At 64.6% G+C, this 23620-nt stretch carries 22 protein-coding genes and 1 tRNA gene; 10 read left to right on the forward strand and 13 right to left on the reverse strand.

Translation table 11 applies throughout. The features are described from left to right. Position 1 precedes the first annotated feature (1 nt). Complete coding sequence (locus JQ507_04975; GenBank protein QRI70879.1) at positions 2-616, forward strand: aminoacyl-tRNA hydrolase; 615 nt, start codon at positions 2-4, stop codon at positions 614-616. Positions 617-673: 57 nt separating this feature from the next. Next, entirely contained in the window at positions 674-1771 is a 1098-nt protein-coding gene (gene ychF, locus JQ507_04980; protein QRI70880.1) for a redox-regulated ATPase YchF, read from the forward strand. A gap of 229 nt (positions 1772-2000) precedes the next feature. On the opposite strand, the gene JQ507_04985 is transcribed toward ychF, so the two are convergent. Next, a complete protein-coding gene (locus JQ507_04985; protein QRI73185.1) occupies positions 2001-2276 on the reverse strand; it encodes a metal-sensitive transcriptional regulator in 276 nt (91 codons plus the stop codon). 65 nt (positions 2277-2341) lie between these two features. On the opposite strand from JQ507_04985, the gene JQ507_04990 reads away from it, so the two are divergent. Further along, a complete protein-coding gene (locus JQ507_04990) occupies positions 2342-4732 on the forward strand; it encodes a heavy metal translocating P-type ATPase (protein ID QRI70881.1) in 2391 nt (796 codons plus the stop codon). A 114-nt stretch (positions 4733-4846) separates the two neighbouring features. Here the strand turns inward: JQ507_04990 and JQ507_04995 are convergent, their stop codons facing one another. The 3 genes from JQ507_04995 to trxB all read right to left on the reverse strand — a co-directional run bounded on the left by JQ507_04995 (position 4847) and on the right by trxB (position 8156). Continuing rightward, a complete protein-coding gene (locus JQ507_04995) occupies positions 4847-5761 on the reverse strand; it encodes a 4-hydroxy-tetrahydrodipicolinate synthase (protein QRI70882.1) in 915 nt (304 codons plus the stop codon). A 506-nt stretch (positions 5762-6267) separates the two neighbouring features. Continuing rightward, entirely contained in the window at positions 6268-7188 is a 921-nt protein-coding gene (locus JQ507_05000; protein QRI70883.1) for a LysR family transcriptional regulator, read from the reverse strand. A 2-nt stretch (positions 7189-7190) separates the two neighbouring features. Next, entirely contained in the window at positions 7191-8156 is a 966-nt protein-coding gene (gene trxB, locus JQ507_05005; GenBank protein ID QRI70884.1) for a thioredoxin-disulfide reductase, read from the reverse strand. A 283-nt stretch (positions 8157-8439) separates the two neighbouring features. Here trxB and JQ507_05010 point away from each other — a divergent pair, with 283 nt between their 5' ends. Next, positions 8440-8919, forward strand: a complete 480-nt coding sequence (locus tag JQ507_05010) for an Lrp/AsnC family transcriptional regulator (protein QRI70885.1) — start codon at positions 8440-8442, stop codon at positions 8917-8919. Positions 8920-9111: 192 nt separating this feature from the next. On the opposite strand, the gene JQ507_05015 is transcribed toward JQ507_05010, so the two are convergent. The 5 genes from JQ507_05015 to JQ507_05035 form a co-directional block, all read right to left on the reverse strand. Further along, entirely contained in the window at positions 9112-9507 is a 396-nt protein-coding gene (locus tag JQ507_05015) for a DoxX family protein (GenBank protein ID QRI70886.1), read from the reverse strand. A 341-nt stretch (positions 9508-9848) separates the two neighbouring features. Then, complete coding sequence (greA, locus tag JQ507_05020) at positions 9849-10322, reverse strand: transcription elongation factor GreA (GenBank protein ID QRI73186.1); 474 nt, start codon at positions 10320-10322, stop codon at positions 9849-9851. A 197-nt stretch (positions 10323-10519) separates the two neighbouring features. Then, positions 10520-13984, reverse strand: a complete 3465-nt coding sequence (carB, locus tag JQ507_05025; GenBank protein ID QRI70887.1) for a carbamoyl-phosphate synthase large subunit — start codon at positions 13982-13984, stop codon at positions 10520-10522. A 514-nt stretch (positions 13985-14498) separates the two neighbouring features. Continuing rightward, a tRNA-OTHER gene (locus tag JQ507_05030) sits at positions 14499-14574 on the reverse strand. Between the two features lie 77 nt (positions 14575-14651). After that, the gene (locus JQ507_05035) at positions 14652-15341 is read right to left on the reverse strand and encodes a methyltransferase domain-containing protein (GenBank protein QRI70888.1); all 690 of its coding nucleotides are present in this window, start codon (positions 15339-15341) and stop codon (positions 14652-14654) included. Positions 15342-15464: 123 nt separating this feature from the next. Here JQ507_05035 and JQ507_05040 point away from each other — a divergent pair, with 123 nt between their 5' ends. Beyond that, entirely contained in the window at positions 15465-16007 is a 543-nt protein-coding gene (locus tag JQ507_05040; protein ID QRI70889.1) for a DNA starvation/stationary phase protection protein, read from the forward strand. 162 nt (positions 16008-16169) lie between these two features. Here the strand turns inward: JQ507_05040 and JQ507_05045 are convergent, their stop codons facing one another. The 3 genes from JQ507_05045 to carA form a co-directional block, all read right to left on the reverse strand. Continuing rightward, positions 16170-16691: a cupin domain-containing protein gene (locus JQ507_05045; GenBank protein ID QRI70890.1), complete on the reverse strand. Its 522-nt coding sequence runs from the start codon at positions 16689-16691 to the stop codon at positions 16170-16172. 85 nt (positions 16692-16776) lie between these two features. Next, positions 16777-17274 (reverse strand): PaaI family thioesterase, encoded by a 498-nt coding sequence (locus JQ507_05050; GenBank protein QRI70891.1) that lies wholly within the window; start codon positions 17272-17274, stop codon positions 16777-16779. Between the two features lie 148 nt (positions 17275-17422). Continuing rightward, complete coding sequence (gene carA, locus JQ507_05055; GenBank protein QRI70892.1) at positions 17423-18616, reverse strand: glutamine-hydrolyzing carbamoyl-phosphate synthase small subunit; 1194 nt, start codon at positions 18614-18616, stop codon at positions 17423-17425. Positions 18617-18777: 161 nt separating this feature from the next. Between carA and JQ507_05060 the strand changes: the two genes are divergently transcribed. The 5 genes from JQ507_05060 to JQ507_05080 all read left to right on the forward strand — a co-directional run bounded on the left by JQ507_05060 (position 18778) and on the right by JQ507_05080 (position 23100). Continuing rightward, positions 18778-19479 (forward strand): alpha/beta hydrolase, encoded by a 702-nt coding sequence (locus tag JQ507_05060; protein ID QRI70893.1) that lies wholly within the window; start codon positions 18778-18780, stop codon positions 19477-19479. A 58-nt stretch (positions 19480-19537) separates the two neighbouring features. Beyond that, positions 19538-19993: a GatB/YqeY domain-containing protein gene (locus JQ507_05065; GenBank protein QRI70894.1), complete on the forward strand. Its 456-nt coding sequence runs from the start codon at positions 19538-19540 to the stop codon at positions 19991-19993. A gap of 15 nt (positions 19994-20008) precedes the next feature. After that, on the forward strand, positions 20009-20476 hold the full coding sequence (locus tag JQ507_05070; GenBank protein QRI70895.1) for a hypothetical protein: 468 nt from the start codon (positions 20009-20011) through the stop codon (positions 20474-20476). Positions 20477-20600: 124 nt separating this feature from the next. Continuing rightward, positions 20601-22211 carry an acyl-CoA synthetase gene (locus JQ507_05075; GenBank protein QRI70896.1) on the forward strand — a complete coding sequence of 537 codons (1611 nt, stop codon included), beginning with the start codon at positions 20601-20603 and terminating at the stop codon, positions 22209-22211. 85 nt (positions 22212-22296) lie between these two features. After that, a complete protein-coding gene (locus tag JQ507_05080) occupies positions 22297-23100 on the forward strand; it encodes a DUF2189 domain-containing protein (GenBank protein ID QRI70897.1) in 804 nt (267 codons plus the stop codon). Positions 23101-23103: 3 nt separating this feature from the next. Here JQ507_05080 and JQ507_05085 read toward each other — a convergent pair whose 3' ends face one another. After that, positions 23104-23619, reverse strand: a complete 516-nt coding sequence (locus tag JQ507_05085; protein QRI70898.1) for an SRPBCC family protein — start codon at positions 23617-23619, stop codon at positions 23104-23106. Position 23620 lies beyond the last annotated feature (1 nt).

Consider the following 23620-nt stretch of genomic DNA (forward strand, 5'->3'; position numbering starts at 1 on the left):
CATGCGCCTTTTTGTCGGTCTCGGTAATCCCGGCGCGAAATACGCCAGCAACCGGCACAATATCGGTTTCCTGGCGGTTGACGAGATTGCACGGCGTCATGGTTTCGCACCATGGCGCCGTCGCTTTCAGGGCGAGACCTCCGAGGGCGTCGTCGATCGTGAGAAGGTCGTGCTGCTGAAGCCGACCACTTTTATGAACGAGTCCGGACGCGCGGTGCAGGAAGCGGCGAACTTCTTCAAGCTCGCGCCCGCCGACATCACCGTGTTCCAGGATGAGCTCGAGCTGCCGCCGGCCAAGGTGCGGGTCAAGATCGGCGGCGGGATCGCCGGCCATAACGGGCTGCGCTCGATCTCCGCGCATATCGGCAACGAGTATCGGCGGGTGCGGCTCGGGATCGGTCATCCCGGCGTCAAGGAGCTCGTGCACAGCCACGTGCTGTCGGACTTCGCCAAGAGCGACCGGGCGTGGGTGGAGGCCTTGTGCCAGGCCGTCGCCGACAATGCTGGCCTGCTGGCAGCGGGGCAGGACGCGTCGTTCGCCAACAAGGTGCATCTGACGATGCAGGCCAAGGGATTTTTCGACAAGGGTGAGAATGGCGGCGACAAGCCGGCCTGATCCCTTGTTCTATGCCCGGCGCAACGCCGGTCGTGATGAAGATGGATAGAGGAAGACATGGGATTCAAATGCGGGATCGTCGGGCTGCCTAACGTCGGCAAGTCGACGCTGTTCAATGCGCTGACCGAGACGGCGGCGGCGCAAGCGGCCAACTATCCGTTCTGCACCATCGAGCCGAATGTCGGCGAGGTGGCGGTGCCCGATCCGCGGCTGGACAAGCTCGCAGCAGTCGCCAAATCCGCGCAGATCATCCCGACCCGGCTGACCTTTGTCGATATCGCAGGCCTGGTGCGCGGCGCCTCGCAGGGCGAAGGTCTCGGCAACCAGTTCCTCGCCAACATCCGCGAGGTCGACGCCATCGCCCATGTGGTGCGCTGCTTCGAGGATTCCGACATCACCCATGTCGAAGGCAAGATCGCGCCGCTCGCCGACATCGAGACCATCGAGACCGAGCTGATGCTGTCGGACCTCGACAGCCTCGAGAAGCGCGTCGACAACCTCACCAAGAAGGCCAAGGGCAACGACAAGGATGCCAAGGAACAGCTCGAGCTCGTCAACCGCGCGCTGGTGCTGCTGCGCGACGGCAAGCCGGCCCGCGGGCTGGAGCGCAAGCCGGAGGAGGAGCGCGCGTTCCGCATGCTCGGCCTCTTGACCTCGAAGCCCGTGCTCTACGTCTGCAACGTCGAGGAAGGCTCGGCGAAGGACGGCAACAATTTCTCCAAGGCGGTGTTCGAGCGTGCGAAGCAGGAGGGCGCGGTCGCGGTCGTGATCTCCGCCAAGATCGAATCCGAGATCGCGACGCTGTCGCGCGAGGAGCGTGTCGACTTCCTGGAGACGCTGGGCCTCGAAGAAGCCGGGCTCGATCGCTTGATCCGCGCCGGCTACCGGCTGCTCGACCTCATCACCTATTTCACCGTCGGCCCGAAGGAAGCGCGTGCCTGGACCATCGACCGCGGCACCAAGGCGCCTGCCGCCGCCGGCGTGATCCATACCGATTTCGAGAAGGGTTTCATCCGCGCCGAGACCATCGCGTATGAGGATTATATCGCCGGCAACGGCGAAGCCGGCGCACGCGATGCCGGCAAGCTGCGGCTCGAAGGCAAGGACTACGTCGTCGCCGATGGCGACGTGATGCATTTCAGATTTAATACCTAAACACGATCTCTCCTCAACGTCGTCCCGGCGAAGGCCGGGACGACGTTGAACCTGAGGCCGCTGCTCTTTCCCACGTCGTCCCGGGCAAGCGAAGCGCGACCCGGGACCCGTAACCACAGGGCGCAGTTCTTGCGCTACGCTGTGGCGCCAGCTCGCTCTATCCTAACGTCCTGTGTATGGGTCCCTGCTTTCGCAGGGACGACACCGAGTACGCGGTAGCTCTGACACCTCACCGATCCGCGCGCCCGATCACGTCCATCAGCTCGGTGATCTTGCGCCGCTGGTCGGCCTTGTCGCCGGACGAGATCGCATGCTCGACGCAATGTGCCACATGATCGCGCAGGACTTCCTCCTCGACGCGGCGCAGCGCCGCGCGCGCCGCCGCGATCTGCGTCACCACGTCGATGCAGTAACGATCTTCCTCGACCATGGTGGCCAGCCCGCGGATCTGACCCTCGATCCGTTTGAGCCGTTTTAAACAGGATGTCTTGACCTCGTCTCTCATCCGTCTCATATACCCCCCTAGGGTATGAAGATCAAGAGGCCGGGATACGGCCGGGAAAGGGTTTCGTGGCACAGGCGCAGCACGACCATTCGCACGGAGATCATCATCATGGCGCGGCCGCGCATTCCTGCTGCGGCGGCAAGCATGATCACGGCACCACGCCCGCCGAGGCGGCCTTCGCGATCGATCCGGTCTGCGGCATGAAGGTCAACCCGGCGACTGCCAAGCACCGCTTCAGCTACAAGGGCGAGGAGTATCTGTTCTGCAGCGGCCGCTGCCGCGAGCGCTTCGAGGCAGATCCCGAGAAGTACCTCAAGCCCCGCGAGGCGGAGCCGCCGGCGCCTGCCGGCACGATCTACACCTGCCCGATGCACCCCGAGGTACGTCAGGTCGGTCCCGGCAGCTGCCCGATCTGCGGCATGGCGCTGGAGCCCGAGCAGGTCTCGCTCGACGACGGACCCGACCCTGAGCTGATCGATATGACGCGGCGGTTCTGGATCGGCCTCGCGCTCACGCTGCCGGTGTTCGTGCTCGAGATGGGCAGCCATCTCGGGTTGATGCACCTGGTACCGATGGGCTGGTCGAACTGGATCTCGTTCGTGCTGGCGACGCCGGTCGTGCTGTGGGCCGGCGCGCCGTTCTTCGTGCGCGGCTGGCAGTCGCTGGTCACCCGCAATCTCAACATGTTCACGCTGATCGCGATCGGCACCGGCGTCGCCTATCTCTACAGCGTCGTCGCTACGCTGGCGCCGCAGCTCTTCCCGCCCGCGTTCCGCGACATGCATGGCGCGGTCGCGGTGTATTTCGAGGCGGCGGCCGTGATCACGGTGCTGGTGCTGCTCGGCCAGGTGCTGGAGCTGCGCGCCCGTGCGCAGACCTCGGGCGCGATCCGCGCGCTGCTCGGCCTTGCGCCGAAGACCGCGCGGCGCGTCACCGATCATGGCGACGAGGACATCGACATCGACGCGATCAAGGTCGGTGACCGCCTGCGCGTGCGCCCCGGCGAGAAAGTGCCGGTGGATGGTGTCGTCATCGAGGGCAGCGCGGTCATCGACGAATCCATGGTGACGGGTGAATCGATGCCGGTCACCAAGTCGGTAGGCGCGAACGTGATCGGCGGCACCGTCAACCGGAGTGGCGGCCTCGTGATGCGGGCCGAGAAGGTCGGCCGCGACACCATGCTGTCGCGGATCGTCGACATGGTGGCGAAGGCGCAGCGCTCGCGCGCGCCGATCCAGCGGCTTGCCGATCGCGTCGCCGGCTGGTTCGTGCCGGCGGTGATCGCCGCTGCCGTGCTCGCCTTCATCGCCTGGACGGTGTTCGGTCCCGAGCCGCGCCTGACCTTCGCGCTGGTCGCAGCCGTCACGGTGCTGATCATCGCCTGTCCCTGCGCGCTCGGATTGGCGACGCCGATGTCGATCATGGTCGGTGTCGGCCGCGGCGCGCATTCCGGCATCCTGATCCGCGACGCGCAGGCGCTGGAGCGGATGGAGGCGATCGATACGCTGGTGCTCGACAAGACCGGCACGCTGACCGAAGGCAAGCCGAAGGTGGTGCGCATCATCGCGGCGGAAGGGTTTGACGAGGGCGATCTGCTGCGCCTCGCCGCCGGTGTCGAGCAGGGCAGCGAGCATCCGCTGGCGCAGGCGATCATCGCGGCAGCCAAGGAGCGCAAGCTCGCATCATCCGCCGTCACCAATTTTACTTCGCCCTCCGGCAAGGGCACGACCGGTACGGTCGAGGGCAAGCAGGTTGCGCTCGGCAACGCGGTGCTGATGGCCGAACTGAAGATCTCGACGGCAACGCTGGACCAGACCGCCGAGGCTGCGCGGCGCGATGGCGCGACCGCGATCTATGTCGCGGTCGATGGTCGTGTCGCCGGCGTGATCGCGATCGCCGATCCGATCAAGCCGTCGGCGGCCAATGCGTTGCGAGCGCTACGCGCCGACGGCTTGCGCATCGTGATGCTGACCGGCGACAATGAGACCACCGCGCGCGCGGTGGCGAAGACGCTTCGTATCGACGAGGTCGAGGCCGGCGTGCTGCCGGAGCGCAAGAGCGAGGTCGTGCAGCGGCTGCGCGGCGAGGGCCGCATCGTCGCGATGGCCGGCGATGGCGTCAACGATGCGCCGGCGCTGGCTGCGGCCGATGTCGGCATCGCGATGGGCGGCGGCACCGACGTCGCCATCGAGAGCGCGGGCATCACGCTGCTCACCGGGGACTTGATGGGCCTCGTCCGCGCGCGGCGCTTGTCGGTCGCGACCATGCGCAACATTCGCCAGAACCTGGCGTTCGCGTTCGCCTACAATGCCGCCGGCGTGCCGATCGCGGCCGGCGTGCTGTATCCGCTGTTCGGCATCCTGCTGTCGCCGATGGTCGGCGCTGCCGCGATGGCGCTGTCCTCGGTCAGTGTGATCGGCAACGCGCTGCGGGTGTCGCGGGTGAAGCTGGATTGAGCTATCACGATCGGTAGCCCGGATGGAGCGTAGCGAAATCCGGGGCCGGTCGCATCACGTGGAGATGGCCCCGGATTGCGCTTCGCTCCATCCGGGCTACGAAGATTGCAAAAGTTACGCCGGCAGCAACAGCTGCGCGCGGCGCTCCATCTCGGCATCGAGCCAGGTTGCGAGATCCTCGCTCACCTCGACCATCGGCAGCCGTACCTCGGGACTGTCGATCAGCCGCTGCCGCCACAGCCAGTGCTTGGCCGGCGCGGGGCTGGGTTCCGCGAACAGCAGCCTCGTCAGGCCGACGACGCTCTGCCAGGCGGTCAGCGCGAGGTCGCGCTTGCCCTGCCGCAGCAGCGTGCGGATCGAGGCGAAGGTGTCGGTCTCCAGATGTGCGGACAGCAGGATCGCGCCGTCGGCGCCGTCGGAGAGCGCATCGAAGGTCTGCGCGTCCTCGCCGGTCAGCACGCGGAAGCCGGCCGGCCGCCGGTTCAGAAAGTCGATCGACTGCGCGCGGTCGGCGCAGCAATCCTTCATGCCGGCGATGTTCGGATGTTCCGCGAGCGCCAGCAGCGTCTCATTGGTGAGGTTCACCGCCGTGCGATAGGGAATGTTGTAGAGCACGATCGGCCACGACGCATGATCGGCAAGCGCGTTGAAGTGCTGCACCAGCCCACGCTGCGAGGGCCTGATGTAATACGGACTCGCGATCAGATAGCCGTTGATCGGCCAGTCGGCGGTATCATCCAGCGCTTCCTTCATCCTGGCGGTCGAGGCGCCTGACAGCCCGAGGCAGACCGGCAGATGGCGGGAGCTGGCACTGAGCTCGTCGAGCACGACGCTGACCAGCCCCTCCAGCTCATCGGTGCTCAGCGCCATGCCTTCACCGGAGGTTGCACCGAGAATGAAGCCGTCGACGGGGCCGCCGGCATAGTGCCGCACCAGGCGGCGCAGCGAGGTGACGTCGAGTTCGCCGTCGCGGAACGGCGTGATCAAAGGAAGCCAGAGGCCCTGCAATTGCTGGTGCAGCTCAGTCATGTTCCATCTCCTCAGGGGACAAGCCGGAGACGGGACCAACAAAAAACCCCGTCCTAGCGGCGGGGTTTCGGGATCGTTGAATGCGAAGGTGATCTTATCGCGCGCGATCTCGTGTCCCCGGAAGGGGAGCTTTTTTCGACGAGAGAGCGGCGCACGAAGTCGTGATCATGCGATAATGATGCTGCGCTGCGAGGTTGTTGTCAATGCACGTGCTGACCGTGACGTGCGGCACGTTGGCGACGAAAAAAAGCCGGGCTCAAGCGAGCCCGGCTTAAGGTATTGGCCACGTGAGGCCGACACAATCACCTTCCAAGAGGGATTACTGAACTTCCGCGCCACTGGAGGAGGGGGACATATGCGCGACGCGACCGCTCAGCGTGTCACCACTATGATCCCCATCGACGCCTTGCAGCAACACTCCAGCTCGCATGTCAGTCATGCGGAGAGTCAGGGGCCTGTTGCCCCAGCGCGGAAGCCCCATAACCCCGCCCATAAGGCAGGCTTAATCAGGACGGCCAGCGCTGCGCCTTGCTCACCACGAAGTCGCGGAACACCTGCACCCGGGCCACTGTCTTCAGCTCTTCCGGATAGACGAAGTAGGTGTCGAGCGCGATCGAGTCGGACTCGCCGAACAGCTGCACGAGATTGTTCTGTTCGACCAGATAATCCGGCAGCGCGGCGATGCCGAGGCCCTGCTGGCAGGCGCGCACCAACCCCAGGATGTTGTTGACCTTGAAGTAGGGCTCGCGCGGACCGGAGCCGTTGCGGCCGGCGTCGATCAGCCAGCTGCGGTTCTGCAGATGCGGCGGCACCTGCGAGTCGCCGAGCATGATGATGCGGTGCGAGTCGAGATCATCCAGCGTGCGCGGCGTGCCGAAGCGCTTGATGTATTCCGGCGAGCAATAGGCATGGAAGCCGATCGAGAACAGCTTGCGCTGGATCAGGTCCGGCTGGGTCGGCTTGCGGGTGCGGATCGCGACGTCGGCCTCGCGCATCGACAGGTCGAGGTCCTCGTCGGTGACGATCAGCGAGATCCGGATGTCCGGATAGAGCGCGGTGAACTCGTCGAGTCGCGGGATCAGCCAGTTGATGCCGAGCGCCGGCGGGGTCGTGATCTTGAGGTCGCCGCTCGGCCGCTCGCGGCTGTCGGTGAGCTTGGCGCGCGCCGCCTGCAGCTGCATGAACACGTCATGCGCGGTGCGGAACAGGAGGTCGCCCTGTTCAGTCAGGATCAGGCCGCGGGCATGGCGGTGGAACAGCGAGACCGAGAGTTCCTGCTCCAGCGCGCTGACCTGGCGGGAGACCGCCGATTGCGACAGGCCAAGCTGCTCGCCGGCATGCGTGAAGCTGCCAGCTTCCGCCGCCGCGTGAAAGACCTTCAGCTTGTCCCAATCCATATCCGTAAATCCGTCGCGAGATCGTGCCATGATTATTCCGCCGCTGCGCGATCGCTCGCGCGGAGAGCCAGGAAGCGTTCGGCTTCGAGCGCGGCCATGCAGCCGAGGCCGGCGGCGGTGACCGCCTGCCGGAAGGTCTCGTCCGCCACGTCGCCCGCGGCGAACAGGCCGGGCACAGAGGTCGCCGTGGAGTTCGGCGCCACCTCGACATAGCCCGACGGTTTCAGCTTGATCTGGCCTTTGACGAGTTCGGTCGCCGGCGCATGGCCGATCGCGATGAAGACGCCGTCGGTCTTGAGGTCGGTCAGCGCGCCGGTCTTGACGTTCTTGAGCCGCACATGGGTGACCTTGTTCGGGTTCTGCGATCCGCAGATCTCGTCGATCGCGGAATCCCACACCACCTTGATCTTGGGATGCTTGAACAGCCGCTCCTGCAGGATGCGCTCGGCGCGGAAGTGATCGCGGCGATGCACGATGGTGACCTGGGAGGCATGATTGGTGAGGTACAGCGCTTCCTCGACCGCGGTGTTGCCGCCGCCGACCACCACGACTTCCTTGCCGCGGTAGAAGAAGCCGTCACAGGTCGCGCAGGCCGAGACGCCGCCGCCCTGGAATTTCTCTTCCGAGGGCAGACCGAGCCAGCGCGCCTGGGCGCCTGTGGCGAGGATGACGGTCTCGGCGAGATAGACGTCGCCGGAATCGCAGGTCAGGCGGAACGGCCGTTGTCCGAGCTCCAGCTTGGTGACGAGATCGGTGACGATCTTGGTGCCGACATGGGCCGCCTGCTTCTCCATCTGCTCCATCAGCCAGGGGCCCTGGATCACGTCGGCGAAGCCCGGATAGTTCTCGACGTCGGTGGTGATGGTGAGCTGCCCGCCCGGCTGGATGCCCTGGATCAGGATCGGTTCGAGCATCGCGCGCGCTGCGTAGATCGCTGCGGTGTAACCGGCGGGGCCGGACCCGATGATGACGACCTTGGCATGGGGAGGCGCGGGCATTTTGAGATCCCTCTCTTTTGGGGATTTTGATCAAGGACTTGTGCGGGAAGCGCCCCGGAAGCAGGTCACGGCGGCGCCAAAAGTGTCAAATCCAAGTCTAGGATATCTGGGTAGCTATGCAAGAATTGCAATCCATGGCAGCGAATTTTCCCCGGAACTGAAGTCACATTCGCGAAATCGTGCGCTGCACGCGCAATAAAATTGCGCAATGCCGGTCGGCTGCGCTATGAGAGTTGCCGGCAGACCAGCCAAGACTTTCAAACTTCTAAGGAACTGCAGTCGCGTGTCGAAGAACCTTGACGAGATCGACCTCAAAATCCTCGCCGAGATCCAGGCCGATGGCCGAATCACCAATGTGGAACTCGCCAAACGGGTCGGGATCTCGCCGCCGCCCTGTCTGCGCAGGGTCCGGGCGCTAGAAGAGGAAGGCTACATCCAGGGATACCGTGGCCTGCTCGATCCGCGCCGCCTCGGCTACGACGTCACGGTGTTCGCCTCGGTGCACCTGTCGAGCCAGGCCGATGCCGATCTCCGCGCCTTCGAGAATTTCGTGCGCGGCGAACCGCTGGTACGGGAATGCTGGATGCTGTCGGGCGAAGTCGATTTCATCCTCAAATGCGTCGCCCCCGACATGGCGACGTTCCAGGATTTCGTCACCCACCTGACCGCCGCGCCGCACGTGCGCAACGTCAGGACGTCGCTGGTGCTGCACAATTCGAAATATGAGGCCGCGGTGCCGCTGGGCGTGAAGGTTGCGGGCTGACGCGCTCGATCACATCCACCGTCATTGCGAGGAGCGAAGCGACGACTTGTCCGCCATAGCCTTGGCGAAGGCGGAAGCAATCCATCACGCCGCATGTGCGGACAGATGGATTGCTTCGCGGAGCCTGTCATCGGGCGCGCATTCGGGCGACCCGTTGGCTCGCAATGACGATGCCGGCTAGTTCTTGGTCCGTTACCTCTTGCCTATCGCGGCGTCGACGCTGATCGGGCCCGGGCCCGAGGTCGCGAGATATAGGCAGGCAAAGCAGAATGCGATTGCAAGGCTGCCGTTGTTGAGCAGCGGATAGAAGCCCTTGGGGAAATGGCCCATGAAGTAGGCGAAGGCCATTTCGCCTGCCAGGACGAAGGCCACGATCCGCGAAAAGAGGCCGATCATCAGCAATCCGCCCAGGATCAGTTCGAGCGTGCCGGCCGCGCCGATCAATGAGAACAGTTCGACTTTCTCGAACATCGTCCCGGGTGGGAATTTGAAAAGCTTGGCGACGCCGAACTGAAACAGCAGCAGCCCCGTGATGAAGCGAAACAGGCTGAGCGCCAGCGGCTGAAGCTTGGATAGTGTCTGGTCCATTGTCATTTACCCCCTGTTTGACACGCTGGAACATTGCACGATGCAGAACCACACGGTGTCCGCCACCGGAGTGTGATGTCAACACCTTGCACCTGGAATCATTCCTCGCGCGATTGCAGTTGCGAGAGAACACACCAGTGACGCGGGGACGCGCTGCGATGCAATCGTCAGCCGAGCCGCAGTCCCCCGACATGATTATATTGCATAAACATGTCGTGGCCTCCCTAGTATGGCGCGCCGCGGCCCTCCACTCACATTGCTGTCAGACCGGGGGTAAAACGCGGGCACAAAAAAAGCCGCGTGCGATGCGCGGCTTTTTTGCACCAGTCACATCGAGGTAACTAGCGCCACTCGACCTTGGTGATCTCGTAGGCCTTGGCGCCGCCGGGCGCCATCACTTCGACGGTGGTGCCCTTCTTCTTGCCGATCAGCGCGCGCGCGAGCGGCGAGGTGATCGAGATGCGGCCCTTCTTGGCATCGGCCTCGACCTCGCCGACGATCTGCCACACCGCCTTCTTCTCGGTGTCCTCGTCGATCAGCGTCACGGTCGCGCCGAACTTGATGGTGTCGCCGGACAGTTTCGAAATGTCGATGATGTCGGCGCGCGCCAGCTTGTCCTCGAGCTCCGCGATGCGGCCCTCGTTGTGCGACTGCTCTTCCTTGGCAGCGTGATACTCGGCGTTCTCCGAGAGATCGCCGTGCGAGCGCGCTTCCGCAATGTGTTCGATGATGCGCGGACGATCCTCCGACTGGCGCCGCTTCAACTCGTCCGTCAGCGCGGCGTATCCGCCCGCGGTCATCGGAACCTTATCCATCATCTTCGTCCTTCATCCTGCGCGCCCGGCGGCTGTGCAGGAATATCCAGTTCAGCTAACGCAGGAATCAGGGCGCAAGCGCGCCCGGAAGCCCAGTGATTTTCGGCCCCGCTAAGGGCCGTGACAACATCCAATCGCGCGGTGAGTTCCAGCCATTCGGCTAATTGACCGCTTCGGGCATTTGGCCCGGGCAGCGGTCAGCTTTCGGAAAAGTAACTCTGAAGCGTGCGGACCTCAAGGTCCCCGTCCCGATAGGCCCGGATCCCCCGTGCGGCCGCCACCGCGCCTGAAAGAGTGGTGTAATATGGCACTTTATGCAAGAGGGCAGCCCGCCGCAGCGAACGGCTGTCGGCCAGCGCCTGCGGACCTTCGGTGGTATTGAAGACCAGCTGGACGTCGCCATTGGTGATGGCGTCGACGATGTGCGGACGGCCTTCGAGCACCTTGTTGACCTTTTCCGTCGGCACGCCGTTGTCGCTGAGATAGCGCTGCGTGCCCGAGGTCGCCATCACCTTGAAGCCGAGTGAGTGCAACAGCCGCACCGCGTCCGCGATGCGCATCTTGTCGTCGCCGCGCACCGAGACGAACACGGTGCCCTGCCGCGGCACACGCGTGCCGCCGCCGAGCTGGCTCTTGGCGAATGCGACCTCGAAGGAGCGGTCGAGGCCCATCACTTCGCCGGTCGAGCGCATCTCCGGTCCGAGCACGGTGTCGACACCGGGGAAGCGCGCGAACGGGAATACCGATTCCTTGACGCCGACATGGCCGAGCTTCTTCTTCTTCAGCTTGAAGTCGGCGAGCTTCTCGCCGGCCATGATCCGCGCCGCGATCTTGGCGACCGGCGTGCCGATCACCTTGGCGACGAACGGCACGGTGCGGGACGCGCGCGGGTTGACCTCGAGCACGTAGATCTCGCCGTCCTTGATGGCGTATTGCACGTTCATCAGGCCGACCACGTCGAGGCCGAGCGCGAGCTCGCGGGTCTGCCGCTCCAGCTCCTCGATGGTGCTGGCGTCGAGCGAGTGCGGCGGCAGCGAGCACGCGGAATCGCCGGAGTGGATGCCGGCTTCCTCGATGTGCTCCATGATGCCGACGACGAAGGTATCCTTGCCGTCGGACAGGCAGTCGACGTCGACCTCGGTGGCGTCAGACAGATAGCGGTCGAACAGCAGCGGGTTCTTGCCGAGCACGGTGTTGATCTGCCCGGTCTTGTCGTTCGGGTAGCGCGCCTTGACATCGGCGGGCACGAGCTCAGGAAGCGTTCCCAACAGGTAGTCGTTGAGCTGGGTCTCCTCGCGGATGATCTGCATCGCACGGCCGCCGAGCACGTAGGACGGACGCACCACCAGCGGCAAATCGAGATCGGCGGCGACCAGGCGGGCCTGCTCGACCGAATAGGCGATGCCGTTCTTCGGCTGCTTGAGGCGCAGCTTGTCGAGCACGCGCTTGAAGCGGTCACGGTCCTCGGCGAGGTCGATCGCGTCGGGCGAGGTGCCGAGGATCGGCACTTCGGCGGCTTCGAGCGCGCGGGCAAGCTTCAGCGGGGTCTGGCCGCCGAACTGCACGATCACGCCGTGCAGCGTGCCGTTGGTGCGCTCGGTCGCGACGATCTCGAGCACGTCCTCTGCGGTGAGCGGCTCGAAGTACAGACGGTTCGCGGTGTCGTAGTCGGTCGACACCGTCTCCGGATTGCAGTTGACCATGATGGTCTCGTAACCTGCGTCCTCGAGCGCGAAGCAGGCATGGCAGCAGCAATAGTCGAACTCGATGCCCTGGCCGATGCGGTTCGGCCCGCCGCCGAGGATGATCACCTTCTTGCGGTCCGACGGTGCGCTCTCGTCGGCAAGCTCGCCGGCGAACGGCCGCTCATAGGTCGAATACATGTAGGCGGTGGGCGAGGCGAACTCGGCCGCGCAGGTGTCGATGCGTTTGAACACCGGGCGCACGCCGAGCGCGTGGCGCTTGGCGGTGACGTCGGCCTCGGTGGTTTCGGTGAGCACGGCGAGGCGGGCATCGGAGAAGCCCATCGCCTTCAACGTCCGCATGCCGAACGCGTTCGGCGGCAGGCCGTTATTGCGGACCTTGTCCTCCATCTCGACGATGGCGCGCATCTCCGCGAGGAACCAGGGATCGATCTTGCAGGAGTTGAAGATCTCCTCGTCGCTCCAGCCGAGCCGCATCGCCTGCGCGACCTGCAGGATGCGGTTCGGCGTCGGCGTGCCGAGCGCGGCGCGGATCGCGTTCTTGTCGTCGCCGCGGCCGAGCCCCTCGATCTCGATTTCGTCGAGCCCGGTCAGGCCGGTCTCGAGCCCGCGCAGCGCCTTCTGCAGGCTCTCCTGGAAGGTGCGGCCGATCGCCATCACTTCGCCGACCGACTTCATCGACGTGGTCAGCGTGGAGGAGGCACCGGGGAATTTCTCGAACGCAAAGCGGGGAATCTTGGTGACGACGTAGTCGATGGTCGGCTCGAACGAGGCGGGTGTGGCGCCGCCGGTGATGTCGTTGGCGATCTCATCCAGCGTGTAGCCGACCGCGAGCTTGGCAGCGACCTTGGCGATCGGGAAGCCGGTGGCTTTCGACGCCAGCGCCGACGAACGCGACACGCGCGGATTCATCTCGATCACGACCATGCGGCCGTCGGCCGGATTGATGCCGAACTGCACGTTGGAGCCGCCGGTCTCGACCCCGATCTCGCGCAGCACCGCCAGCGAGGCGTCACGCATCACCTGGTATTCCTTGTCGGTCAAGGTCAGCGCCGGCGCGATGGTGATGGAATCGCCGGTATGCACGCCCATCGGATCGAGGTTCTCGATCGAGCAGATGATGATGCAATTGTCCTTCTTGTCGCGCACCACCTCCATCTCGTACTCTTTCCAGCCGAGCACGCTCTCTTCGATCAGCACCTCGTTGGTCGGCGACGCATCGAGCCCGCGCTCGATGATGTCGAGGAACTCTTCCTTGTTGTAGGCAATGCCGCCGCCGGTGCCGCCCATGGTGAAGGACGGCCGGATGATCGCAGGCAGGCCGATCTCGGACAGCGCCATCAGCGCCTCGCCGAACGCGTGCTCCTGATAGCGCTTGCGGCGGTCGTTCTCGCCGAGGGTCCACTGCCGCTCGAGCTCTTCGAGCGCCGCGCCGGACAGTTTCTCCCGCTCGGCGAGGTATTTGTCGCGGTAGGTCTTCTTCAGCGCCGAAGCGTTGGCGAGCCGCGATTTCGGCGTCTCGAGCCCGATCTTGGTCATCGCCTCGCGGAACAGCTGGCGGTCCTCGGCCTTGTCGATCGCATCAGCGGTGGCGCCGATCATCTCGACGTCGAACTTGTCGAGCGTGCCCTGGCGGCGCAACGACAGCGCGCAGTTCAGCGCGGTCTGGCCGCCCATGGTCGGCAGCAGCGCGAAGCCGCCCGGAATGACGTGGCGTTCCTTCTCGATGATCTTGCCGACGATCTCGGGCGTGATCGGTTCGATATAGGTCGCGTCCGCCAGTTCCGGATCGGTCATGATGGTGGCCGGATTGGAATTGACGAGGACGACGCGGTAACCCTCCTCCTTGAGAGCCTTCACCGCCTGCGTGCCGGAATAGTCGAACTCGCAGGCCTGGCCGATCACGATGGGGCCGGCGCCGATGATCAGGATGGTGGAGATGTCGGTTCTTTTGGGCATCAGCTCTCGCGGACTGGAATTTGGGCACAAAAAAAGGGCGCGCTTCCCGCGCGTCCCTCGAGCCATGCGCTACATCTTGCAGCGCCGGAAGCGCGATCCCTCGCGCGCGGGTGGTCTTTAGACCAGTTTCCGCACCCGCGAAACCCCCAAAAGCGCCCAATCAACCGCGATTCTCGGGGAAAAATTCGCATTCGGCGTAGGCCGGTTGGGGTGGTCGGGAGGGCAATCGCATGCGGCCACGGCGATGTCCCATCGCAGGGGTGAGGCGCACCGGAACAATTTCGGGATAATAGAATAATGCCGCTGATTTGCCCGACATGTCAAGCTGCAATGTCGAATGCCGGCACGCCGCCGGCTCCTTTGCATGGGGTTGTTTTCGATGTTTTCGCAGCGCGCGGGGGCCATGCTCCGGCGCCGTCCCGTCCGTCTACGCTTTCGCTCAAGCTACGCCGGACACGCTTTGCCCCGCCGGTCCGGCGTGGCTGCGCCACGCGCAGCCCGTCAGGGCGAAGCGTGGAGGCCCGGCCTGGATTTGAACCAGGATAAACAGTGTTGCACCACTGCCGCGTCGAAGCTTCCGCCACCGGGCCGGGGGGATCATTGCTGATTATTTCAGCGGCCGCTACGTTTACTTTTAGTTAACCCTAATATTCTCTACAACCTCTGATCAGTGGTGAGCCACGAATGTCATCCGCCACGGATTGTGCCCGATGTTGCGCGGCGCGCGGGTGGCCGTGAACCCCGCGGCGGCGAACTTTGCGATCATCTCGTCCTCGCGATAGCGCTGCAGCCCGATCCTGGTGCGCAGCTGTCGGTAGTCCGACAGCGCGGTCGAGGCCAGCCCGACCAGCGCATCGCGCAGGAAGCCGTGGGTCGCTGCAAAGCGCAGCAGCGCGATGACGTCCCTGCCCATGCCGACCTCGGGCCGCAGGATATCGCCGAGCACGAAACGCCCCGAGGGTTTCAGCAGGCGATGGATAACGTCGAATGCGGTATCGAGCTCCTGCGGCGTCATGTATTGCGCCACCGAGTTCATCACCACGAGGTCGATCGAGTCCGCCTGCATGTTCTTCAGCTCATCGAGCGATCGGACGCGGATCCTGGTATCGGACGCAAAGCGCGCGACCAGCCGACCGCGCACGCCGGGCGCAGGCTCCGCCAGATAGAGCTGCGCGCAGGCATTGGCGACCTTTACCGCCGACAGCGCCTCACCGCAGGCATAGTCCAGCACCACGGCGTCGGGCGAGGTGATGTATCCGATGATGTCGTTTGCGATGACCTGGAAATGCAGGTCGCGGTGCAGTCGGCTGGCATAAATCGTATGTGTGGAATCGTAATAGTCGATCCATTCATCCATCGCGTTTGGTATCCGGCAAAACGAGGTTCCGCATCTTGGAACAGGGCAGCTGATGATGCGTTAGCGGTAAGGCGCCCGATGTTCAATGCGCCGAAATACGGGTTCCTAACAGGAAGGTGCAAAGTGAGCAAAGCCAAGAATGACACTCACAAGACTGACAAGATTTCGCCCGATCTCGATACGCCGAGCGACCTGCCGCAGGCGGCGGTGGAGAAGATTTCGGCCTCGCTCAACACGCTGCTGGCCGACGCCTTCGCGCTGTATCTGAAGACCAAGAACTTCCACTGGCATGTCAGCGGCCGGAATTTTCGTGATTACCATTTGTTGCTCGACGAGCAGTCGGACGCGATCTTCGCGACCACCGACCAGCTCGCCGAACGGGTGCGCAAGCTCGGCGGCGCGACGCTGCGCTCGATCGGCGACATCGCCAAGCATCAGACCATCAAGGACAATGACGAGGCCTATGTCCCGCCGCGCGAAATGCTGCGCGAGCTGATGGAAGACAACAAGCATATGGCGGCCGCGATGCGCAAGGCACACAAGCTCGCCGATGACCATGAGGACTCCGGCACGGCCGGCCTGCTCGAAACCTTCATCGACGAAACCGAGCGGCGCACCTGGTTTCTGTTCGAGGCCAGCCGTCAGGAAGGCAGCAACGCGGCTTAGCCCTTGTGTCGCTGCATGGGGGTGGGTGGCGGCGCGTCGGCGCCGTGCCCGCCATCCCTGCTCCGTGCGCGTGAAGGTAGGCTCGCGTCGCTTTGCCCACCCTGCGGGTGATCTCCATTGCTGAGAGGTGGATTGCGTCGCTTCGCTCGCAATGACGGAGCATTACCGCTTCCACAGCCGCACGAGCGGCCCATCCTTCCCCATGACTGGATCAGTCGCGGGAATCGCGACCAGCGGGATTGTCTTCAGTGCCCTGGCGCGATTCTCCGGCGTCGGCCGTTGCAGATCCATCGGCGGGCCCGGCGGATAGGCGCCGACCACGGAAAAATCATCGCTCGCCGACAGGCACTGATGCCCGGTGCCGGCCGGCAGGATCGCGACGTCGCCGGCTGCGATCTCGAGCGCTTGCCCATTGGCGCCGCCGAACTGCACGCGCGCACGGCCGCGGGCGACGCCGAGCACCTCGTGCACGGTGGCGTGGTAATGCGCGAAATCGTAGACGCCGTTGCGCCACATCGCGCCCCAGCCATGGCTGCCGAACAGCTGCTCGATCGCAGCCTCGGGATCTCGACCGGCATCGACCGCGCCCCTGTAGACCAAGAACGGCATCGGATTGTTCGGCACCAGCCCGTCGTCTTGAAAGACCATCGCAAGCGGCTCGGCTCCGGCTTTGACTGCGGACATGGCGATCCTCCGGTAAGTGCTCAGCACGCGTGAGCAATCTATTCGCGGAGCAACCCGCTGTCAGCGCCGCAAGTTCCTGGGAAACTCAGTTCGCTTTGGGCAGCTCGAACACCAGGCAGGTCGTGGTGGCGTGTGCGATCAGCTTGCCCTTGCCGTCGGTGATCCGCGCTTCGGCGGTGGCGACCCGGCGGCCGGCATTGAGCACCTTGCCCTCGGTACGGATCGTGCCGGTGTCCTGGCTCATGCCGCGGACGAAGGAGATCTTGAACTCCAGCGTGGTGTAGCCAAAGCCCTGCGGCAGCGTGGTCTGCACCGCGAGCCCCATCGCGGAGTCGAGCAGGATCGCGGCGTAGCCGCCATGCACCGAGCCGATCGGGTTGTAGTGGCGCAGGCCCGGGATGCTGTGGATTACCACATGACCGGTCTCGGCGGTGCAGTCGAACGGTTCGACGTTCTCCATGATCGGCGGCTCCGGCAGGGTGCAGGCAAAGATGCCGCGCACGAAATCGAGCCCGGGCATCGACACCATGACCTCCATCGACGAGACGCCGTAGGTGGGCTTCGGGGTAGCGCTCTCGGTCATGTCGGACAATCCTGCTGCTTGATGATCGTCATCATATGACGAGTAGCTCGGCAGCAACCGCTCATGCAAGGCGTGACAAAAGCTCATGCCCGGACCAGGTGGTCCGGGCATGCTTTATTCGACGAAGGACTGCGCTGGTGGCCGCGGTCTACGCCGCTTGCTTCTTCTTCCGCATCAAATCGGCAAAGCGCTGGAACAGATAGTGCGAGTCGCGCGGGCCGGGCGAGGCCTCGGGGTGATACTGCACCGAGAACACCGGCTTGCCTTCGAGCGCGATACCGCAATTGGAACCGTCGAACAGCGAGATATGGGTCTGGGTCGCACCGGCGGGCAGCGTCGCCTGGTCGACTGCAAAGCCGTGGTTCATCGAGGTGATCTCGACCTTGCCGGTGGTCTCGTCCTTGACCGGATGATTGGCGCCGTGATGGCCCTGATGCATCTTCATGGTCCTGGCGCCGACGGCGAGGCCGAGCATCTGGTGGCCGAGGCAGATGCCGAAGGTCGGCGTCCCCGAGGCGATCACCTTCTGGATCACGGGCACGGCATATTTGCCGGTCGCGGCGGGATCGCCGGGGCCGTTCGACAGGAACACGCCGTCCGGCTTCATCGCCAGGATGTCCTCGGCTGCCGTCGTCGCCGGCACCACGGTCACCTTGGCGCCGACTCCGGCGAGCAGGCGCAGGATGTTGCGCTTGATGCCGTAGTCGATCGCGACCACGTTGAATTCCGGCGCGGTCTGCTGGCCGAAACCCTTGCCCCACGCCCAGGGCGTCTCGTCCCAGGTGAAGCGCTGGCCGGAGGTGACCATCGGCACCAGGTCCATGCCCTCGAGGCCGGGCCATTCGCGGGCCTCCTCTTTCAGTCCGTGAAGGTCGAATTCGCCGGTCTTCGAATGCGCGATCACCGCATTCGGCATGCCCCTGGAGCGGATCAGCGCGGTCAGCGCGCGGGTGTCGATGCCGGAGAGGCCGATGATGCCGCGCGCCTTCAGCCACTGGTCGAGGTGGCGGGTGGCACGGTAATTCGAGGGGTCCGTGATCGCCGAGCGCAGGATCACGCCGCGCGCGCCGGGTGTCGCGGCCATGTTCACCGTCTCGATGTCTTCCTCGTTGGTACCGACATTGCCGATATGCGGGAAGGTGAAGGTGATGATCTGGCCGGCATAGGACGGATCGGTGAGGATCTCCTCATAGCCGGTCATCGCGGTGTTGAAGCAGACCTCGCCGACGGCGTGGCCTTCCGCGCCGAGACCGAAGCCTTCCAGCACGGTACCATCGGCGAGCACAAGGAGCGCGGTCGGTTTGTGGTCCGGCCAGGCGGGAGCGTTTTCGGGGGTTGTCATGAGCCCTTTAAATAGAGGCCGCACGCTGCGGCGTCAAAGCGAAAGGGTGCGGATTCACACGGCAATCCCGGCCGATTTGACAGGCCGGAACGGCCTCTTAATCTAATGTTCCTCGAAGCGGTCGTTTGCTTGCCGAAAATGACCCGGTCCGGAGCTCCCGCATGGACAATACGATGCCGATCCTGCTCGTCCCGGGCCTCATCTGCTCGCCGCGGATCTTTGCCCCGGTGATCCCGGCGCTGTGGCGGTGCGGCCCGGTCACGGTCGCCAACCATGTCAGGGACGACAATATGGGGGCGATCGCCCGCCGTATCCTGGCTGAGGCACCGCCGCGCTTTGCCCTCGCCGGCCATTCGATGGGCGGCTACATCGCCTTCGAGATCATGCGGCAGGCACCCGAGCGGGTCGCGAAACTGGCGCTGATGAGCACCCAGGCGCGCCCCGACACGCCGGAGGCGACCGCTCGCCGCCGCGGCATGATCGAACGCGCCAGGAGCGGGCAGTATCGGGACGTGGTCGACGAACTGTTTCCGGGCTTCGTGCATCCGTCGCGGCAGGGCGACGCAAGCCTGCGCCAGATTGTCTATGACATGAGCGAGGATGTCGGCGCCGAGGCCTTCATCCGCCAGCAAAATGCGGTGCTCAGCCGGCCGGATTCACGGCCCAGCATGGCCTGGATCAAGTGCCCGACCCTGGTGCTGACCTCGGATACCGACAACACGGTGCCGAATTCGCTGTCGGACGAGATGGCCAACGGGATTCCCGGGGCGAAGCTCGTGGTGCTCGCCGATTGCGGTCACCTGCCGCAGCTGGAGCAGCCGCAGGCGTGTGCCGAAGCGCTGGTTCAGTGGTTGCGGAACTAGGTTGTTCTGACGCTGCAAACTGCCTACATGGAGGGATTACCGGTTCAAGGATACAGAGATGCTGCGCGACGATATCAACACTGCGGTCAAGGAAGCGATGAAGGCGAAGGACGAGCGCAAGCTCTCCACCCTGCGCATGGTCAATTCGACCATCAAGAACGCCGATATCGACGCGCGCGGGCAGGGCAAGCCGCCACTCTCCGATGCCGATCTCCTGGGCGTCTTGCAGAAGATGATCAAGCAGCGCCAGGAATCGGTCGAGCTCTACGACAAGGGCGGCCGTGCCGAACTCGCCGCCCAGGAGCGCGCGGAGATCGCTGTGATCTCGGCTTACTTGCCGAAGCAGATGTCGGATGACGACGTGAAGGCCGCGATCGCGGCTGTGATCGCCGAGACCAATGCTGCCGGGATCAAGGACATGGGCAAGGTGATTGGTGCGCTGAAGGCGAAATACGCCGGCCAGATGGATTTCGGCAAGGCCAGCGGCCTCGTCAAGGCGGCGCTCGCGGGATAGCGGCGGAGGCTTCCGATGTTTCGTGTCGCCGCGGACAGTCTGGAAGCCTATCTCGCCTTTGATCCGGCACGGACCGCCGATCTCGAACAACTGCATGCGGTGATGCGAAAGGCGGCGCCTTCGCTCAGGCGGCATTTTCATGCCGGCACGCCGGCCGGTGAGGCCGGCATGCGCATGAACATGATCGGCTATGGCGGGTTTCGCTACGCGATCAAGTCCGGCAAGACGGCCGCCTGGCCCGTGATCGGCGTGGCGCTGCAGAAGAACTACATCAGCGTCTATGTCGCGGTGACCCGCGGCGGTAAGCCGCTGGTGTCCTGCTACGCCGGCAAGCTCGGCGAATTGCGGGCTGGCGGCAACAATTTCAGCTTTGTCGCGTTCGGCGATCTGGATGCGGCGAACGTCGCCGCGCTGTTCGCCGAGGCCGCCGACATCTTCAAGGCGGATAAGGAAAATCCGGTCCGCTACATGCAGGGCGACTGAACTCGATCCGGGCCACGTATCGCCATGCCCGGGCTTGTCCCGGGCATCCACGTCTTTACAATCCCCCCGAGCAAGATCGCCGGGCGAAGCTCGGCCACGACAAGGGACGGAAGCGACGCGCACTATGCTCAAGCAAGCCGCTACCTACGACGAGCTCTGCCGCGATTTCCGCTGGGATATCCCTGCGCGCTTCAACATGGCGACCGCGTGCTGCGACCGTCATGCCGACGGCAGCGGCCGTCTCGCGCTGGTCTATGTCGATGAGGATGGCGGTACCACGCGCACCTCGTTCGACGAGGTCGCGGACGCCTCGCGCCGCTTCGCCAATGTGCTGACCGCCGACGGCCTGGTGCGCGGCGACCGCGTCGCGGTGTTCCTGTCGCAATCGCTGGAATTGCCGGTCGCGCACCTCGCCGCGTTCCGCGCGGCGCTGATCTCGATTCCGCTGTTCGCGCTGTTCGGCGAGGACGCGCTGGAGTTCCGCCTGTCGAACTCGGCGGCGAAAGCCATCATCACCGATGAGGCCGGCTGGGAGAAGATCGCGAAGATCCGCGATCGTCTGCCCGAGCTGAAGAGCGTCTATATCGTTGGCGACGAGACGCCGCCCGGCACCAAACCGTTCTGGGGCGCGATCAAGTCGGCGTCGCCGGATTTCGCCACCGTCGACACCTCGGCCGACGATCCCGCGCTGATCATCTACACTTCGGGCACCACGGGCAATCCGAAGGGCGCGCTGCATGCGCATCGCGTCGTGCTCGGCCATCTGCCCAATGTCGAGATGTGCCACAACTTCCTGCCCCGGCCGGGCGACCTGATGTGGACGCCGGCCGATTGGGCCTGGATCGGCGGGCTGATCAACGGCCTGTTCGCGTTCTGGTACCACGGCATTCCGATGGTCGGCCACCGCGCCCGCAAGTTCGAGCCGCAGGCGGCGATGCAGATGATGGCCGAGCTCGGCATCCGCAACGTGTTCCTGCCGCCGACCGCGCTGAAGCTGATGCGGCAAGCCGATGTGAAGAATTCCGGCGTCAGGCTGCGCAGCATCTTCACCGGCGGCGAGTCGCTCGGCGGTGAGCTGCTCGGCTGGGTGCGCAGTACATTCGGCGTAGACGCCCACGAGGTGTTCGGCCAGACCGAATGCAATCTCGTGATCGGCAGCAACTCCAACCTGTTTCCGATCCGCCCCGGCTCGATGGGCCGCGCCACGCCGGGCTTCGACATCCGCATCGTCAACGACAAGGGCGAGGAATTGCCGCGGGGGCAGCGCGGCATCATCGGCGTGCGCCAGCCGTGTCCTTGCACCATGATCGAGTACTGGCGCAATCCCGAAGCCACCGCGAAGAAATATGCCGGCGAATTCCTGTTGACCGGCGATCTCGGCGTACAGGATGAGGAGGGCTATTTCTGGTACGTCAGCCGTGAGGACGATGTCATCACCACGGCGGGCTATCGTGTCGGCCCCTCCGAGATCGAGCACACGTTGATGAAGCATCCGGCGGTCGCGATGTCGGCGGTGGTCGGCATCCCCGATCCGATCCGCACCGAATCGATCAAGGCCTGGATCGTGCTGCGGCCGGGTTATGCGCCGGGCGATGCCTTGGCGCGCGAGATCCAGGAATTCGTCAAGGTGCAGCTCGCCGCGCATGAATATCCCCGCTTCGTGCAGTTCGCCGACAGCCTGCCGATGACGGCGACGGGCAAGGTGCTGCGGCGCGAGCTGCGGGCGCTGGGCTAGCTCCGCAGAACAATATTGATCGGCGTCAATGCGGTGTTCGCGATCGCCTGCATCGATGCGCGCTCAATCATTCGCGGCAGGGCTGATGTCGGTCTCTGGCAAGTTCGATCCGGTGGTGCGCAGGATCCGCGTGGCGGATATCGCGGAAGCGCTGGGGCAGGGGCTGCGCGACTTTCAGGCCGTCCCGCTCTACGGATTGATGTTCGGCGCCATCTACATGCTCGGCGGCAACGTGATCCTGCTGTGCTTGACCGCGCTGGGCATGGTCTATCTGGCCTACCCACTGGCCGCGGGCTTTGCGCTGATCGGTCCGTTCGTCGCGATCGGGCTGTACGAGATCAGCAGGCGTCGCGAGGTGGATGAGCCGATCACGTTGGGTGCGATCTGGTCGAAGCTGCGATCACGCGGCGAAATCGGCTGGATGGCGTTCGTCACGCTGTTCGTGTTCATCATCTGGATGTACCAGGTGAGGCTGTTGATCGCCCTGATACTCGGGCTCGGCGCCTCCTTTGCCAGCCTTCACGACTTTCTGACCGTGGTGCTGACCACCAATGAGGGGCTGTTGTTCCTCGCCATCGGCAATGCGGAAGGCGCGGCGCTGTCGCTGATCCTGTTCTCGCTGACGGTGATCTCGTTTCCGCTGCTGCTGGATCGCGAGGTCGACTTCGTCACCGCGATGATCACGAGCGTGCGCGCGGTCGTGACGAGCCCGCTGCCGATGATCGGATGGGCGGCGGTCATCGTCGGGCTGCTGATCGTCTCGGTGATTCCGTATTTCATGGGACTTCTGGTGACGATTCCCGTGCTGGGCCACGCGACCTGGCATCTCTATCGCCGCGTCGTGGTCCCGGTCGGCTCCTTTGCCGACCCGATCCTGCGAAGGGAGTGAACCTCACCCCGGCATCGGTATCCCCAATTCCTTCAGCGCGTCCAGCATGCGCTGCGGGGGCTGCATCGGGATCACCATGGCCTTGCCGGTCTCCAGCATGCTCTTCAGGCTGGAGAGGATCGCCGGCCAGCCGGCGCGGCCGCCGGACAGGATGTCGTCGCTGATCGGGCGATCATGCGATTGCAGCAAGGTCAGCTTCACGCCGTCGCCGGCCGGCTCGATCTCCCAGGTGACGAGCGTCGGCCCGAGCTTCTCGACGAGCTGCGGCCAGTTGACGTTGAATGTCACGGTCAGCCGCCGCAGGGGATCGCATGCGATCACCTCGCCGGAGATGTGCACGGCGCCGTCCGGCGTGCGCACGACGTAGGCGCCGCCGACCCGGAGATCGACCTCGACCGCGTTGCCGGAAAAGTATTGCCGGCTGAGCTCGGCGTCGGTCAATGCCTGCCACACCTTCTCGGGCGTGGCGGCAATGTAGATCGCGTAGACGATGGCCGGCTTGAATGTCTCGATGTTCATG

Source organism: Bradyrhizobium sp. PSBB068 (assembly GCA_016839165.1).
Classification (GTDB): domain Bacteria; phylum Pseudomonadota; class Alphaproteobacteria; order Rhizobiales; family Xanthobacteraceae; genus Bradyrhizobium.

Coding starts and splice junctions, on each gene's coding strand:
- JQ507_04975 (QRI70879.1), top strand. CDS start 2: ATGCGCCTTTTTGTCGGTCTCGGTAATCCCGGCGCGAAATACGCCAGC.
- ychF (QRI70880.1), top strand. CDS start 674: ATGGGATTCAAATGCGGGATCGTCGGGCTGCCTAACGTCGGCAAGTCG.
- JQ507_04985 (QRI73185.1), bottom strand. CDS start 2,276: ATGAGAGACGAGGTCAAGACATCCTGTTTAAAACGGCTCAAACGGATC.
- JQ507_04995 (QRI70882.1), bottom strand. CDS start 5,761: ATGACTGAGCTGCACCAGCAATTGCAGGGCCTCTGGCTTCCTTTGATC.
- JQ507_05000 (QRI70883.1), bottom strand. CDS start 7,188: ATGGCACGATCTCGCGACGGATTTACGGATATGGATTGGGACAAGCTG.
- trxB (QRI70884.1), bottom strand. CDS start 8,156: ATGCCCGCGCCTCCCCATGCCAAGGTCGTCATCATCGGGTCCGGCCCC.
- JQ507_05015 (QRI70886.1), bottom strand. CDS start 9,507: ATGGACCAGACACTATCCAAGCTTCAGCCGCTGGCGCTCAGCCTGTTT.
- greA (QRI73186.1), bottom strand. CDS start 10,322: ATGGATAAGGTTCCGATGACCGCGGGCGGATACGCCGCGCTGACGGAC.
- carB (QRI70887.1), bottom strand. CDS start 13,984: ATGCCCAAAAGAACCGACATCTCCACCATCCTGATCATCGGCGCCGGC.
- JQ507_05035 (QRI70888.1), bottom strand. CDS start 15,341: ATGGATGAATGGATCGACTATTACGATTCCACACATACGATTTATGCC.
- JQ507_05045 (QRI70890.1), bottom strand. CDS start 16,691: ATGTCCGCAGTCAAAGCCGGAGCCGAGCCGCTTGCGATGGTCTTTCAA.
- JQ507_05050 (QRI70891.1), bottom strand. CDS start 17,274: ATGACCGAGAGCGCTACCCCGAAGCCCACCTACGGCGTCTCGTCGATG.
- carA (QRI70892.1), bottom strand. CDS start 18,616: ATGACAACCCCCGAAAACGCTCCCGCCTGGCCGGACCACAAACCGACC.
- JQ507_05060 (QRI70893.1), top strand. CDS start 18,778: ATGGACAATACGATGCCGATCCTGCTCGTCCCGGGCCTCATCTGCTCG.
- JQ507_05065 (QRI70894.1), top strand. CDS start 19,538: ATGCTGCGCGACGATATCAACACTGCGGTCAAGGAAGCGATGAAGGCG.
- JQ507_05070 (QRI70895.1), top strand. CDS start 20,009: ATGTTTCGTGTCGCCGCGGACAGTCTGGAAGCCTATCTCGCCTTTGAT.
- JQ507_05075 (QRI70896.1), top strand. CDS start 20,601: ATGCTCAAGCAAGCCGCTACCTACGACGAGCTCTGCCGCGATTTCCGC.
- JQ507_05080 (QRI70897.1), top strand. CDS start 22,297: ATGTCGGTCTCTGGCAAGTTCGATCCGGTGGTGCGCAGGATCCGCGTG.
- JQ507_05085 (QRI70898.1), bottom strand. CDS start 23,619: ATGAACATCGAGACATTCAAGCCGGCCATCGTCTACGCGATCTACATT.